The organism is Bradyrhizobium cosmicum, from assembly GCF_007290395.2.
GTDB classification, from domain to species: domain Bacteria; phylum Pseudomonadota; class Alphaproteobacteria; order Rhizobiales; family Xanthobacteraceae; genus Bradyrhizobium; species Bradyrhizobium cosmicum.
The window spans coordinates 4,337,284-4,351,177 of the sequence record NZ_CP041656.2 but is presented as its reverse complement, the minus strand read 5'-3'; the positions used below and the strand labels follow the sequence as shown (position 1 = coordinate 4,351,177).

The following is a 13,894-nucleotide window of genomic DNA, read 5'->3' as shown; positions in this document are numbered from 1 at the left end:
GTTTCCTCCATTGTCAAATATGCGGACGGCTCTCTTGCGAAGCCTTGGTCCGGTTGATGCCTGTACCTTGTCCCGCGGTCTGCGGCAATGCGCCTAAAGCCGGATGACGCTGCGTCGAAGCGTCATCCGTCGGTTAACTTTTGGGCAGAATGCGTCAGGGCGCTGTTGGGGACGTTATTTAAGAGCGTCCGACGTCAGCCTGAATTTCTGGATGCGCTTTCCGGTATCGACCTCGGCGGTATAGACGTTACCCTTGGCGTCGATCGCCATGGCATGCACCCAATGGAATTGCCCGGCATTGCGGCCGTTGTGCCCGAAGCTGCCGACCACGCTGCCGTCGTCGCGCTTGATGACCCGGATCTCGTTGTTCTCGCCGTCGGCGCTCAGCAGATAAGTCTGCTTTGGATCAGGCCAGATCGCGATGTCCCACACGGCACCGTTGCCCAGCGTGTTCTTCTCGAAGAAGAACTCCTTCACGAAGGTGCCGTCCTTCCTGAACACCTGGATGCGGTTGTTGATGCGGTCGCAGACGTAGACGAACCCGTCATTGGCGAGCTTCACGCAGTGGACGGGATTGCCGAATTGCTGCGACACCGGCGCCTTGGGATCATAGGCCGCCTGCTTGGCGTCGTCAGGCTTGTTGCCGTAGGCGCCCCAGTGCCGCTTGTAGGCGAGCGTTGTGGCATCGAACACGATGACGCGGCGGTTGCCATAGCCGTCGGCGACGTAGATCTCGTTGGCCTCCTTGTCGATCGCGGTCTCGGCGGGCTTGCCGAGCTGCGTCGTGTCGTTGCTGCCGAGGCTCGGCGCGATCTTGCCGATCTGGGCCACGAACTTGCCGTCGAGCGTGAACTTCAAAATTGCGTTGTCGTTGTCGGCATTGCCGCCGACCCAGACGAAGCCTCGCTCGTCGACCTCGATGCCGTGCTCGCGGCCGACCCATTCGTAGCCTGCGCCTGGACCGCCCCAGGACCGCAGCAGATTGCCCTCGGCGTCGAACTCGAGCACGGGCGGCGCCGACACGCAGCATTTCGAGCGTGGCGGTGTGAGGCTCGCGCCCTTCTCGTCGTCTGTGAGCGAGCGTGGGCGATGGATCACCCAGATGTGGCCCTGCCAGTCGACGGTGATGCCGCCGACTTGGCCGAGGATCCAGTTGTTCGGAAGCTGCTTTGGCCAGGAGGTATCGACCGCGAAGGTCGGGATGTTGCCGGCGGTTGCAACGCCCGGACATATGAAGGCGATGGCCGCAATCAGGATGGAGAAGGCGCGACAGACATTTGCGAGCGCACGGTTGAGGCCGGCGCGATCATGCCATGGTGCCATAGCAACCTCCCTTTTGGCTTGCGGCTTGCTGCCGCTTGAGCGCGTGCAGTCAATCGCGGGGAGGTCTCCAAGTCAATCAGGCCGGCGAGCGGAAGCTCATCAGGCTGCGGCTCTTGTAGTCGTAGAACTTGCCGGTCTCTGTCCAGTCGGGCGCGCACATCGGGACGATGAATTCGGCGACCTGCTCGGGCGTCTCCAGCGTTGCGGGATCCTCGCCCGGCATCAGGGTTGCGCGCATGCGGGTGCGGATCGGGCCGGGGTTGAACAGGTTGACACGGAGAGGCGTGTTCGCGGTTTCCTGCGCCCAGGCGCGCGCCAGCGTTTCCAGCGCCGCCTTGGAGGCGGCGTAGGGGCTCACATAGGCGGTCGCCTTGTTGGCGGCGCCCGAGGTGATGAACACGGCGCGGCCGGCGTCGGATTGCCTGAGCAGCGGCTCCATGCAGCGGATCAGCTGGAAGTTCGCGGTGACGTTCACCGCCATCACGTCTGTGAAGGTTTTCAGCTCGATATGGCCGATCGGCGAGGAGGGGCCGAGCACGCCGGCGTTGCCGACGAGGATGTCGAGCTTGCCGTAACGCTCGTGCAGGCCGGCCCCGAGCCGCGCGATGCCGTCGGAATCGGTCAGGTTGAGCGGCACCAGCGTGGCGCCGCCGCCGTGCTTGCGGATCTCGTCGTCAAGCTCTTCCAATCCGCCCTGCGTGCGCGCCGTCGCAACGATATGCGCGCCCGCTTTTGCAAGCGCGATGGCCGTGGCATAGCCGATGCCGCGCGAGGCGCCGGTAACGAGAGCGATGCGGTCGGCGAGGGGCTTTGTCATCGTCGAATACTTCCGTCATGCCCGGGCTTGTCCCGGGCATCCACGTTCTTTACGGCGGGTATTACAGACGTGGATGGCCGGGACAAGCCCGGCCATGACGAAAAGGAGCCTCTTATGGCACCCGGGATGGCAGCGACGCCGTCAGCTCGCTTCCGCCAGCAGCGACAGCTGCCGCGGCTGTTGCTCGGTCTGGGTCTGGTCGGTGAGGTGGGTCGGATACGCCCCGGTGAAGCAGTGGTCCGAGAATTTCGGATTGGCGGGGTCGCGGCCGGGCTCGCCCATGGCGCGATACATGCCGTCGATCGACAGGAAGGCGAGCGAGTCGGCGCCGATGATCTCGCGCATCTCTTCCAGCGAGTGCGTCGCCGCGAGAAGGCCGCCGCGGTCGGGCAGGTCGATGCCGTAATAGTCGGGATAGAGGATCGGCGGCGAGGCGAGGCGGAAATGCACTTCCTTGGCGCCGGCATCGCGCATCATGCGCACGATCTTCTTCGAGGTGGTGCCGCGCACCAGCGAGTCGTCGATCAGGATAATGCGCTTGCCTTCGATCGCGGCACGGTTCGCCGAATGCTTCATGCGCACGCCGGATTCGCGGATCGCCTGCGTCGGCTGGATGAAGGTGCGGCCGACATAGTGGTTGCGGATGATGCCGAGTTCGAACGGCACGCCGGAATGCTGGCTGTAGCCGACCGCGGCGGGCACGCCGGAATCCGGCACCGGCACGACGACGTCGACCGGGACATGGCTCTCGCGGGCGAGCTGAGCGCCGAAGGCCTTGCGCACCTCGTAGACCGAGCGGCCGTGGACGATGGAATCGGGCCGGGAGAAATAGATGTATTCGAAGATGCAGGGACGCGGCGCCATCGGCGGGAACGGCTTGTGGATGTCCTGGCCGTTTTCGTCGAACACGATGACTTCGCCGGGCTCGATGTCGCGGACGAAGCGCGCGCCGATGATGTCGAGCGCGCAGGTCTCGGAGGTCAGGATCGGGCAACCGTCCAGGTCGCCAAGCACCAGGGGACGGATGCCGCGCGGATCGCGCGCGCCGACCAGCTTCTTGTTGGTCAGCGAGACCAGCGCATAGGCGCCTTCGATCTCGCGCAGCGCGTCGATGTAGCGTTCGATGAAGCGGCTGCGCCTGGAGCGCGCGACCAAGTGCAGGATCACCTCGGTGTCGGTGGTCGACTGCATCATCGCGCCGCTCTTCACGAGCTCGCGGCGCAGCGTCAGGCCATTGGTGAGGTTGCCGTTGTGGGCGACCGCAAGGCCGCCGGCATTGAGCTCCGCGAACAGCGGCTGGACGTTGCGCAGGATGGTGGCGCCGGTGGTGGAATAGCGGACATGGCCGACCGCCATGGTGCCAGGCAGGCGGTCGATCACCTCGCGGCGGGAAAAGGTGTCGCCGACGAGGCCGAGGCGACGTTCGGAATGAAAGCGGGAGCCGTCGTAGGAGACGATGCCGGCCGCTTCCTGGCCGCGGTGCTGAAGGGCGTGGAGGCCGAGGGCGGTGATGGCGGCCGCGTCGGGGTGGCCGTAGATGCCGAAGACGCCACATTCCTCGCGCAGCGTATCTCCCTCCAGATCGTCCTGTAGCTCGATCGCGGCTGGGCCAGAGGGCCGGTTCAAGTCGAGATCAAGCTGGGCGTCCTGGTCAGGGTGTCGCATCTCGTCCGCGCCTCTCTTTAGGGCCTAATCAACGCGCCGCAGGTTTCTCGATCAGCTTTTTCAGGCTGTCACGAGCCGGTTTGCTGTATCCGTCGCCAGTAGCCGAAGGCTGCTGTTCGGAATCAGCTTGATCATCATCTGGTTTGTTTTTCTTGAATCTCTTCAAGATGGTGTTCTCGGGGTCATCCGGCAAGAGGGCCATCAGCCAATCCCCGGTTCCCTGCAGCACCACGCGGGATTTCGCCCCCGTGACCCAGTCCGGGCGCTGCTTGTCCGGAACAAGCCAGGTGAAGAACAGGAAGGCGACCACGACGATCAAAAGCCCGCGAGCGAGGCCAAACAGGAAGCCGAGGGTGCGGTCCAGCGCGCCGATGCGCGAATCCAGGATCATGTCGGAGATCCGGACCGTGATCACGGAAACCACGACCAGGGTACCGACGAATACGCCGGCGACCACGACCACGCTGGCGACCGTGTCGTTGTTGAAATAGGTCTTTGCGGTCGGCAGCAGCTTCGAGAACGAGTACAGCGTCACGATCGCCGCCGCGCCCCAGGCTGCGATCGACAGGATTTCGCGCATGAAGCCGCGGACCATTGCGAGCAGGCCCGAGATCAGCATCACACCGAGCAGGATCAGGTCGAGGATGGTTACTGGCATCGGCTGGTCTGGTCCGCTCGTACTCTCAAAGGTGCTCAGCGAATCGGTGCTTGGCCGCCGCCCTAACTGAAGGCCAGACGGCGTTCCCGGCAAGGCCGCAACCACGCAATCCCATGCTGCTTTTGTGACGGCTGTATAGCGGCGGGGGCGGGGGACGTCACCTCCAGCTAACCCTCTCCGCGGCGGAATCTTGCCGGTGTGGCATTTTTCTCTGCCGGCGGGTTCTGTTCGCCGCGGCGGGATCCGCGGGCGGCGATCTCGGCGACCAGGGTGGTCAGGCTGTTGATCGCGTTCAGGGACAGTCCGGCGTCGCCGCCCGCATCGCCGCCCCGGGCCGATTCGGGGAGCACGGCGCGCTTGAAGCCGAGCTTGGCCGCTTCTTTCAACCGAGCCGGGGTCTGCGCAACCGGGCGAATGACACCGGAGAGTGAAATCTCTCCGAAATAGACCGCGTCAGTGGGTAACTGCGCATTAACCAGCGAGGAAACCAGCGCGGCCGCAGCGGCCATATCGGCCGCTGGCTCGTGGATACGCAAACCGCCCGCAACGTTGAGATAGACGTCGTGGCCGGACAGCTTGACCCCGCAATGGGCCTCCAGCACCGCCAGCACCATGGAGAGCCGGCTCTGATCCCAGCCGACCACTGCGCGCCGCGGTGTACCAAGTGAGGTGGGCGCCACCAGTGCCTGCAATTCGACCAGAACGGGCCGTGTGCCCTCGATGCCCGCAAAGACTGCGGTGCCGGGCGTGCCGAGGTCGCGCTCGGACAGGAACAGCTCGGAGGGATTTGTGACCTCGCGCAGGCCAAGGCCGGTCATCTCGAACACACCAATCTCGTCGGTCGGGCCGAAACGGTTCTTCACGGCGCGCAGGATCCGGAATTGCTGCGAGCCTTCGCCCTCGAAGGACATGACCGCGTCGACCATGTGCTCGACGACGCGGGGGCCGGCGATCTGGCCATCCTTGGTGACGTGGCCGACCAGGATGATGGCGGCGCCCGTCTTCTTGGCAAACCGTATCAGCGCCTGCGCCGAGGCGCGCACCTGCGTGACGGTGCCGGTCGCGGATTCCACCGTGTCGGTCCACATGGTCTGGATCGAGTCGATCACGATCAGCCGCGGCACCGCGCCTTCCGAGAGCGTCGAGACGATATCCTCGACCGAGGTCTCGGCCGCGAGCTGCACCGGTGCATCCGACAGGCCGAGCCGCTCGGCGCGGAGCCGCACCTGGGCAATGGCTTCTTCGCCGGAGATGTAGACGATGCGGTGGCCGGCGCGCGCCATCAGGCTCGTTGCCTGCGTCAGCAGCGTCGACTTGCCGATGCCGGGATCGCCGCCGACCAGCAGCACCGATCCGCGAACGAAGCCGCCGCCGGTGACGCGGTCGAGTTCGGTCATCCCCGAGGACAGGCGCGGCGCGTCCTGGGTCTTTCCCGACAGGCTTTCCAGCGCAAACGTCCGGCCCTTGCGCTTGGAGCGGATCGAAACCGGCACGCTGCCGGTCGTGTCCTCCTCGGCAAGCGTATTCCACTCGCCGCAGGACTCGCACTTGCCCTGCCAGCGGTTATAGGCCGCGCCGCAATTCTGGCAGACGAAGGACAGCGTGTTCTTGGCCATGGGGACAACGAGTCGGGAATCTCGAGTTTGCTGATAGCACGGAATGACGGGCAGCGAGGGCATCCGATGGCGCTCCAATGAGCGCAATTCGGTGCGGCAGATACACCCTTTGTTAGGGCTACGTCGCCGCAGCTCGCCGGGCTTTGCCAAATGTTAGCGGACGCGGGTCCAGTTTCGGAACCGATACGGGGTGGCTAGGACGATGACGGCATTTTTGCGCATATTGCTCGCTGTGGGCATGGCCTGCGGCGTTCTCGCGCCCGTCAGCCGGGCCGTCGCCGTCGATGCAAGGCCGCTCGACATCGTTTTCGTCAATCCCGGCAAGACCGGCGAGGTCTACTGGGACATGGTCGCGCAGACCATGCAGGCGGCCGGACGAAAGCTCGATGCACGTGTCGAGGTGCTCACCAGCGAGCGCAATTACCGCACCATGCAGGAATTGGGGCTCGGTGTGGTAGCGCGCACCGACAAGCCGGATTTTCTCATCCTGTCGAACGAGGAATCCGCAGCCGTTCCGATCCTGGAGGCTGCCGAAGCTGCCGGCGTCAAGACGCTGTTGTTGTCGAACACGCTGATCGGTAACGATGCGGCGCGTCTCGGAGCGCCGCGCCAAATCCTCAAAACCTGGCTCGGCGATATCACGACCGATCTCCAGACCGCGGGGGCCCGGATGGCCAACGCCCTGATCGGCAGGGCGCGCGCCGAAAAATGGCAGAGCGCTGACGGCAAGATCCACATTCTCGGCATCGGCGGCGACGAAATCACGCCGTCATCGATCGCCCGCAATGCCGGTCTCCAGCTTGCGGTCGCGGCCGCGCCTGATGTGGTGGTGGACCGGATGCTGTTCGCCAACTGGACGCAGTCCGAGGCCGAGCAGGTCACAATGAATTATCTGAGCTGGGCCTCGCGCAAGGGGATTCGGCCCGCCGGCATCTGGGCCGGAAACGATCCGATGGCGCTCGGAGCTATCAAGGCCGCCTCGACGGCGGGCCTGGCGCCCGGCGAGGATATCCAGGTGGTCGGCCTCAACTGGTCGGAGGACGCGCTGCGCGCGATCAGGGCGGGCCGCCTGCTTATGACGGACGGCGGCCACTTCCTGCTCGGCGGCTGGTCGATCGTGCTCTTGCGCGACTATGCCGATGGCTGCGATTTCGCAGTCGCTTCCCCTCATGTCGAGGTCAAGACATCCGCGATCACCCGCGCCAACCTTGCCTCGGTCGGCGACCTCATCAAGGCCCGTGCCTTCGACAGGATCGATTTCACCCGGTTCAGGGCGAAGGCAGGACGCTGCGGCCAGTACGATTTCTCCAGCGATGCGCTGATCTCGTCGCTGGCGCCCCTGGAAGGTACTGCTGACTGATGCGAAACGGTAACGACATGACCGATCCGGGTCGCAACGAGACGCCGGCGCCTTCACGCTCCCGCTCGGTGGTCCGGGCGATGATCTGGGCCACGGTGCCGGTGCTGCTGGTGGTGCAACTGCTCGCGTCCGCCGGCGTCGAGGTCTCGAGTTTCTGGTCGCAGATCAGGCAACTGGACGCTCGCGTTGCCCGCGTCGCCGAGAGCCGCGCCGAGCTGATCGCCGAGCCGCTCTGGAAAATGCGCTACGACCAGGTCACGAACGTGCTCAACGAAATCATGCACGACGAGACCATTGCCGCGGCGGCGGTCTACGACGACACCGGGGTTGCGATCGCGCGTGTGGTGGCGCGTCCGTCGGATCAGTCCGTCGCGGAAGTGTCGCGTCCGATCAACTATCGCAACGGCAACATCGCCGTTCAGGCCGGCCGCATCGCGATCGTCTATTCCTATGCGACCGTTTATACGGATACCAGCAGCCAGCTGATGCTGCTGATCGTCGTCGGCCTGCTCGCAACGCTCGCGACCGTGGTCGCTTTGCGGATTTCGGCCAACATCTTCATCGGCAAGCCGCTCGCCGCGATCATGTCCGCGATCCAGCGCAGCAAGCAGGACGGCCGCGCGTATCCGGCGGACATCAAATCCTCGAACGAGTTTGGTCAGCTCGCGCGTGCCTTCAATTCCATGCAGCACACCACGTCGGGTGCGCTCGACCGGCTCGGCCACATGGCCTCGCACGATCCGCTCACGGGGCTGCCCAATCGCCGCTCGATGTCCGAGCGACTCGTGACCTTGAGCAGCGATGCCGGCTCGCTGGACTCCCTGATCGCGTTCTGCTTCATCGATCTCGATGACTTCAAGGGCATCAACGACACTTTCGGCCATGATGCCGGCGACAAGTTCCTGGTGCACATCTCCGAGCGACTGCGTGAGGCGGTCGAGCCACAGGACTGGGTCGCGCGGCTCGGCGGCGACGAATTCGTCGTCATCCGTCCCGAGGTCAGCAACGCAGCGACCGCACAGGCGTTTGCGCGCCAGTTGCTGAATGCCATCTCCGAGCCGATCCGCCTGCACGACAAGCAGGTCATTCCGCGCGCCAGCATCGGCCTTGCGGTGCGCCGCGCCGGCGATCCCGAGCTGTCGCACCTGCCGGCGCTTGCCGACATCGCGCTCTACCATGCCAAGAGCAAGGCGCCCGGCACCGTCGCGGTGCTCGACGAAGCGCTGCAGCGCGACTACCGCCGCCGCCGCGATCTCGAGCTCGCCATTCCTACGGGTTTCGCCGAGGGGCAATTCGAGGTCTGGTATCAGAGCCTGGTCGATCTCGAGAGCCAGGCCGTCGTCGGCCTCGAGGCGCTCATTCGCTGGCGTCATCCCGAGCATGGCGTGATCGGCCCCGGCGAATTCCTGCCGCTGATCGAGCGCAGCGGCAACAATGCGCGGTTGACGCGCTATGTGCTGACCGATGCCTGCCGCGCGCTGCGGCGCCTCGCGTCCGCGGGCAGGCCGCAGATCCGGATCGCGATCAACCTGCCGCCGTCCGAGCTCGCCGACCACTCGCTCGCCGCCGAGCTGCGCGAGACCTGTGCGCGCTTCGATGTTGCGCCTTCGTCCCTGGAACTCGAGATCACCGAGGGCTCGCTGATCAACAATATCGCCAGCGCTTCCGAGACGCTGCACCGCCTGCGGCGCCTCGGCGCGACCATCGCGCTCGACGATTTCGGCACCGGCTACAGCTCGCTCGCCCATCTCAGGCGCTTCCCGCTGGACAAGGTCAAGATCGACAAGGCCTTCATCAGCGAGATTCCCGGCAGCGCGGAGGACCAGGCGATCGTCGGGGTCATCGCATCGCTCGCCGGCACTTTGGGGCTCACGCTGGTCGCCGAAGGCATCGAGCGGGCCGAGCAGGCGCAGGCCATGCGCGAGATGGGCGTGACGCTCGGGCAGGGCTTTCTCTATCAGCGGCCGCAGCCGATCGAGGCCGTGCTGCAATGGCTCGAGGGACAGGCGGTGCCCGAAAGCCGCATCCTTGCCGAGAGCCCGCCGATCGCGCCGGAATTTGCCGCCTGAGCGCGCCGCGATTACGTCTGCGCTGCATTCCAGATCATCGAGAGCCCGGCAGCGATCATGATCGCGTCCATCACCAGGCGGAACATCTCTGGCTTCAGATGCAGCACGAAGCGTTTGGCGATGAAGGCGCCTGACATCAGGGAGGAGCCTGCGACCAGGCCCTTCACGAAGACGTCGCCGGTCAGCGCGCCGAAACGCTCGAACGTCACGGATTTCGCGAAGTAGAGGCCGAGCGAAGAGGCGGCTTCGGTGGCGAGGAAAGCGCCCTGGCTGAGCCCGTAGAACAGGAACAGCGGCACGCTGAGCGGGCCCGTCGAGACCACGATGCCGGTGAGATAGCCGATGATCGCGCCGCCGATGGCGAGGTGCCAGAGATTGGCCTTAAGATCGTGCTGCGCCAGCCAGTGCCGCACCGGCACCATCGCGATCAGAAAGCTGCCGATGGCCAGATCGACGGCATGCGAGGGCAGCGCCAGCAGCGTCCGCGCCCCGAGCGCGGCGGCGGGAATGCCTGTCACCGAATAGGCCGCGCAGGCCCGCCAGTCGACCTCGCGCCACCAGGCCAGGATTCGCGAAAAATTCGCCATGACGGAGGCGACCGCCATGATCGGCACGGCCTCCTTCGGCCCATAGGCATAGACAAGCACCGGCATCAGCATGATCGACGATCCCGTGCCGACGATGCCTGAGATGGTGCCGGCGAGCAGGCCGACGGTGAGGACGAACAGAAAAGCCAAGAGCAGGACTCCGGGAATCGGAACAGTCTAGCCGGAGGAGGGGAAAGGCGTGAATGGCGGTGCTTCGTTCCACGGTCGCGCCCTCCGTGTCCCGGACGCGCTGCAGCGCACCGCTTAAGGAGCGGTGCGCTGCGTCCGGGTCACGGGACCGCGGCTTCGGGCACAACTATTTCCAGGCTACCATTCTGCAGGCCGTCAGCCTTGCTCGTCCATCACGCGCAGCTTCTCGACGCGGCGGCGGAAATCCTCATCGGTCGAAAATTCGGCGGAGAGATAGGAGGAGACGAGATCGACGGCAAGCCACGCGCCGACGATCTGCGCGCCGATGCACATGACGTTGACGTCGTCATGCTCGACGCACTGATGGGCGGAGTGAATGTCGTGGCAGACCGCGGCGCGGATACCCTTCATCTTGTTGGCGGCGATCGAGGCACCGACGCCTGTGCCGCAAACCATGATGCCGCGCGCTGCCTCGCCCGATGTCACCTTCTGCGCCACGGCGCGTGCGATGTCGGGGAAGTCCACCGGCTTGTCGTCATAGGAGCCGACGTCGACGACGTCGTGGCCGAGGCTGCGGATGTGGTCGATGACGGTCTGCTTGAGCGGCCAGCCGGCGTGGTCGGATCCGATGACGAGACGCATGTGATGCCCTTCTTGATTTTGCATGGTCCGTGGCAGCCGCGCGCGGCTGCCACGGTTGTTGCTGGTCTTAGCTGCGCATGTCCGGCGGCAGCTCGACGCCGTGGAATTTCTTGTAGATCGTGTTGAGCTTGCCGTTCTTGACGTTCTCGGTGATCCAGGCGTTGAGCTTGTCCATCAAGCGCTGCTCACCCTTCTTCAGGCCGATGGCAAGGTCGAAGGTGGCCAGCGGTATCCGGGACTCGAACACGCGTGAGAGGTTCTTCACGCCGATCTGGTTGATGATCGTCGCGGACGAGGCGACGCAGTCGACCTGACCGGACACCGCCGCCGTCACCATGGTGGCGTCGTCGTCGTAACGGGAGATCTTGAGGTCCTTGTCCTTCATGTTGGACAGGGTCGTGTCCTGCGTGGTGCCGCGGGAGACGCCGATCGACTTGTCCTTGAGGTCGGGCCAGTCCTTGACCGTCGATGCTTTCAGGCAGCCGACGTCGGATTGCAGCGTCGCATAACGCTTGGTGAAATCGATCACCTTGGCGCGGTCGGGCGTCACCGACAGTGTCGAGATGATGATGTCGGCCTTGCCGGTCAGGACGTTCGGGATACGGGTTGCGCCGGTGGTCTGGATGAACTCGAGCTCGAGCCCCCAGTCCTTGGCGAGCAGCTGCGCCACCTCGACGTCGGAGCCGGTCGGCTTCATATTGGAGTCCATCATGCCCGAGGGCGGGATGGCGAGGTCGGTCGATATACGGATCTTCTTGGCCTGCGTGATATCATCGAGCAAATCGGCCGATGCCGGCGTCGCCGCTATCATGATGAGGCCGCACAGTGCGGCGGCAGCGCCCAGCAATGTTTTGTTGGTCATCCCTAGTTCCTCTCCCTGTTATGATTTTAAGTTTCCCGTACCCACGAATTGCGTGAGTTCGGGGGTCGTCGGCGACGTCAGGATCGAGGCAGGTCCGGTCTCGTGAACCTTGCCGCGACGCATGAAGACGATCCGGTCGGCGATGCCCTTGGCAAAGCCCATCTCGTGGGTCACCATCACCATGGTCATGCCATCAGCCGCCAGCTGCTCGATCACCTTGAGCACTTCCCCGGTGAGCTCCGGATCGAGCGCGGAGGTGACCTCGTCGAACAGCATGACCTTCGGTTGCATGGCGAGCGAGCGGGCGATCGCGGCACGCTGCTGCTGGCCGCCGGAAAGCTGCTCCGGGTAGGCGTGCAGCTTCTCCTCGAGCCCGACCTGCGCCAGCACGTTTCGCGCGAGGTCCTTGGCCTGCGACGTCGTCATGCCCTTCACGGCACTGGGCGCCAGCGTGATGTTTTGCTCGATCGTGAGATGCGGAAACAAATTGTAGCTCTGGAACACGATGCCGACGTCCTGGCGCAGCGCGCGCAGGTTGACATCCGGGCGGTCAACGCGGTGCCCGCACACGACGATCTCGCCGCCGTCGACCTTCTCGAAGCGGTCGATGCAGCGCAGCGCCGTGCTCTTGCCGGAGCCAGAGCGGCCGATCAGCGCCAGCACCTCGCCGCGTTCGACGGCAAAGGAGACGCCGTCGAGCACCCGGAGCGGGCCAAAGCTCTTCTGCACGTCGCGAAGCGATACGATCGGGTCGGAGGAGGGCGGGTTTTGCTGCATGTCAGGCTGGCGCGAGGGTGGATCTGCCACGCCCCATCCGCTTCTCCAGCTTCTGGCTGAACAGCGACAGGGGATAGCACATGGCGAAATAGGCGGCGGCGATGATGGCGTAGATGACGAACGGCTCGAACAGCGAGTTGTTGACGATCTGGCCCGAGCGCATCAGCTCGACGAAGCCGACGACGGAGGCAAGCGAGGTATTCTTGATGATCTGCACCATGAAGCCGACGGTGGGCGGCGTCGCGATGCGGATCGCCTGCGGGAGTATCACTTTCCTCATGCGCTGGGTCCGGCTCAGGGCGAGGCCTTCGGCGGCCTCCCATTGCGGCTTCGGCACCGACTGAATGCAGCCGCGCCAGATCTCGCCGAGATAGGCGGCGACATAGAGCGTGAGCGAAGCGCCGGCGGCCGTGAGCGAGGAGACCTTGAGGCCGATCGCGGCGAGGCCGAAATAGCCGAGAAACAGGATGACCAGCAGCGGCGTGCCCTGGATGAGCTGAACATAGACGGCGCTGGCGATGCGCACCGATTTGAGCGGCGAGATGCGCGCCAGTGCGATCACGAAGCCCACGATGCCGCCGCCGATCAGCGCGATCACGGATAGACCAATGGTCCAAAGCGCGCCCTGGCCGAGGAAGATCAGGTGGTTGATATTGAGATGTCCGCCCATGGTCATCTCACAGCGGTGTGCCGAGCCGGCGACGGCGCGGGAACAGCACGAGGCCGAGGCCCCAGAAGCCGGCGCGCATCACCAGCGACAGGATGATGTAGAGCACGGCGACGATGATGTAGGTCTCGAACGCGCGGTAGGTGTCCGACTGAATATAGTTGGCGACCGCCGTGAGCTCCTCGGCCGAGATCTGCGAGCAGACCGAGGAGGCCAGCATCAGCAGCACGAACTGGCTGGTCAGCGCCGGATAGACCTTCTCGACCGCCGGCAACAGGATGATGTGCCAGTAGATCTGCAGGCGTGACAGCGCCAGCCCTTCGGCGGCCTCGATCTGTCCGCGTGGAATCGCCTCGAAGCCCGCGCGCATGATCTCGGCGGTGTAGGCGCCGACATTGATGGTCAGCGCGGCCACTGCCACGGTGAAGGCCGAGAGTTTCAGCCCCAGGCTGGCGAGGCCGAAATAGACCAGGAAGATCTGCACCAGCAGCGGCGTGTTGCGGATCGACTCGACGTAGACTTTGCAGGCGCCCGCGATCAGCGCGTTGTGCGAGCCGCGGCCGACCGCGGCGAGCGTGCCGAACAGGGCGCCGAGCACGGTCGCAAAAGCCGCCAACTCCAGCGTCAGCGCCGCGCCGCCGAGAAAACTCGGCCAACGCTCCAGCACTGCGGGAAAGTCGAGTTGGAGGCTCATTGTGTCG

13 protein-coding genes are annotated in these 13,894 nt (G+C 64.9%); 2 read left to right on the top strand and 11 right to left on the bottom strand.

What is annotated here, in order from left to right:
- Window positions 1–174: 174 nt before the first annotated feature.
- The 5 genes from FNV92_RS21005 to radA form a co-directional block, all read right to left on the bottom strand.
- Window positions 175–1,323 carry an NHL repeat-containing protein gene (locus FNV92_RS21005; protein WP_143844739.1) on the bottom strand — a complete coding sequence of 383 codons (1,149 nt, stop codon included), beginning with the start codon at window positions 1,321–1,323 and terminating at the stop codon, window positions 175–177.
- Between the two features lie 76 nt (window positions 1,324–1,399).
- Window positions 1,400–2,140 carry an SDR family NAD(P)-dependent oxidoreductase gene (locus FNV92_RS21000; RefSeq protein WP_143844740.1) on the bottom strand — a complete coding sequence of 247 codons (741 nt, stop codon included), beginning with the start codon at window positions 2,138–2,140 and terminating at the stop codon, window positions 1,400–1,402.
- A 141-nt stretch (window positions 2,141–2,281) separates the two neighbouring features.
- Entirely contained in the window at window positions 2,282–3,805 is a 1,524-nt protein-coding gene (gene purF, locus FNV92_RS20995) for an amidophosphoribosyltransferase (RefSeq protein ID WP_015686682.1), read from the bottom strand.
- A gap of 28 nt (window positions 3,806–3,833) precedes the next feature.
- Complete coding sequence (locus tag FNV92_RS20990; RefSeq protein WP_015686681.1) at window positions 3,834–4,463, bottom strand: CvpA family protein; 630 nt, start codon at window positions 4,461–4,463, stop codon at window positions 3,834–3,836.
- A gap of 167 nt (window positions 4,464–4,630) precedes the next feature.
- A complete protein-coding gene (radA, locus tag FNV92_RS20985; protein WP_143844741.1) occupies window positions 4,631–6,079 on the bottom strand; it encodes a DNA repair protein RadA in 1,449 nt (482 codons plus the stop codon).
- A 202-nt stretch (window positions 6,080–6,281) separates the two neighbouring features.
- On the opposite strand from radA, the gene FNV92_RS20980 reads away from it, so the two are divergent.
- Together FNV92_RS20980 and FNV92_RS20975 are read left to right on the top strand one after the other, a co-directional pair.
- Window positions 6,282–7,439, top strand: coding sequence for an ABC transporter substrate-binding protein (locus FNV92_RS20980; RefSeq protein WP_168213618.1), 1,158 nt, complete (start codon window positions 6,282–6,284; stop codon window positions 7,437–7,439).
- Window positions 7,439–9,508 carry a putative bifunctional diguanylate cyclase/phosphodiesterase gene (locus tag FNV92_RS20975; protein ID WP_143844743.1) on the top strand — a complete coding sequence of 690 codons (2,070 nt, stop codon included), beginning with the start codon at window positions 7,439–7,441 and terminating at the stop codon, window positions 9,506–9,508. Before FNV92_RS20980 ends, FNV92_RS20975 begins: the two co-directional genes overlap by 1 nt.
- A gap of 11 nt (window positions 9,509–9,519) precedes the next feature.
- On the opposite strand, the gene FNV92_RS20970 is transcribed toward FNV92_RS20975, so the two are convergent.
- The 6 genes from FNV92_RS20970 to FNV92_RS20945 form a co-directional block, all read right to left on the bottom strand.
- Complete coding sequence (locus FNV92_RS20970; RefSeq protein WP_143844744.1) at window positions 9,520–10,245, bottom strand: sulfite exporter TauE/SafE family protein; 726 nt, start codon at window positions 10,243–10,245, stop codon at window positions 9,520–9,522.
- A 195-nt stretch (window positions 10,246–10,440) separates the two neighbouring features.
- Window positions 10,441–10,887 (bottom strand): ribose 5-phosphate isomerase B, encoded by a 447-nt coding sequence (gene rpiB / locus FNV92_RS20965; RefSeq protein ID WP_143844745.1) that lies wholly within the window; start codon window positions 10,885–10,887, stop codon window positions 10,441–10,443.
- 67 nt (window positions 10,888–10,954) lie between these two features.
- Entirely contained in the window at window positions 10,955–11,749 is a 795-nt protein-coding gene (locus FNV92_RS20960) for a transporter substrate-binding domain-containing protein (protein WP_143844746.1), read from the bottom strand.
- An 18-nt stretch (window positions 11,750–11,767) separates the two neighbouring features.
- Entirely contained in the window at window positions 11,768–12,526 is a 759-nt protein-coding gene (locus tag FNV92_RS20955) for an amino acid ABC transporter ATP-binding protein (RefSeq protein WP_143846249.1), read from the bottom strand.
- Between the two features lies 1 nt (window position 12,527).
- Entirely contained in the window at window positions 12,528–13,202 is a 675-nt protein-coding gene (locus FNV92_RS20950) for an amino acid ABC transporter permease (RefSeq protein WP_015686673.1), read from the bottom strand.
- 1 nt (window position 13,203) lies between these two features.
- Window positions 13,204–13,887, bottom strand: a complete 684-nt coding sequence (locus FNV92_RS20945) for an amino acid ABC transporter permease (RefSeq protein WP_143844747.1) — start codon at window positions 13,885–13,887, stop codon at window positions 13,204–13,206.
- Window positions 13,888–13,894 lie beyond the last annotated feature (7 nt).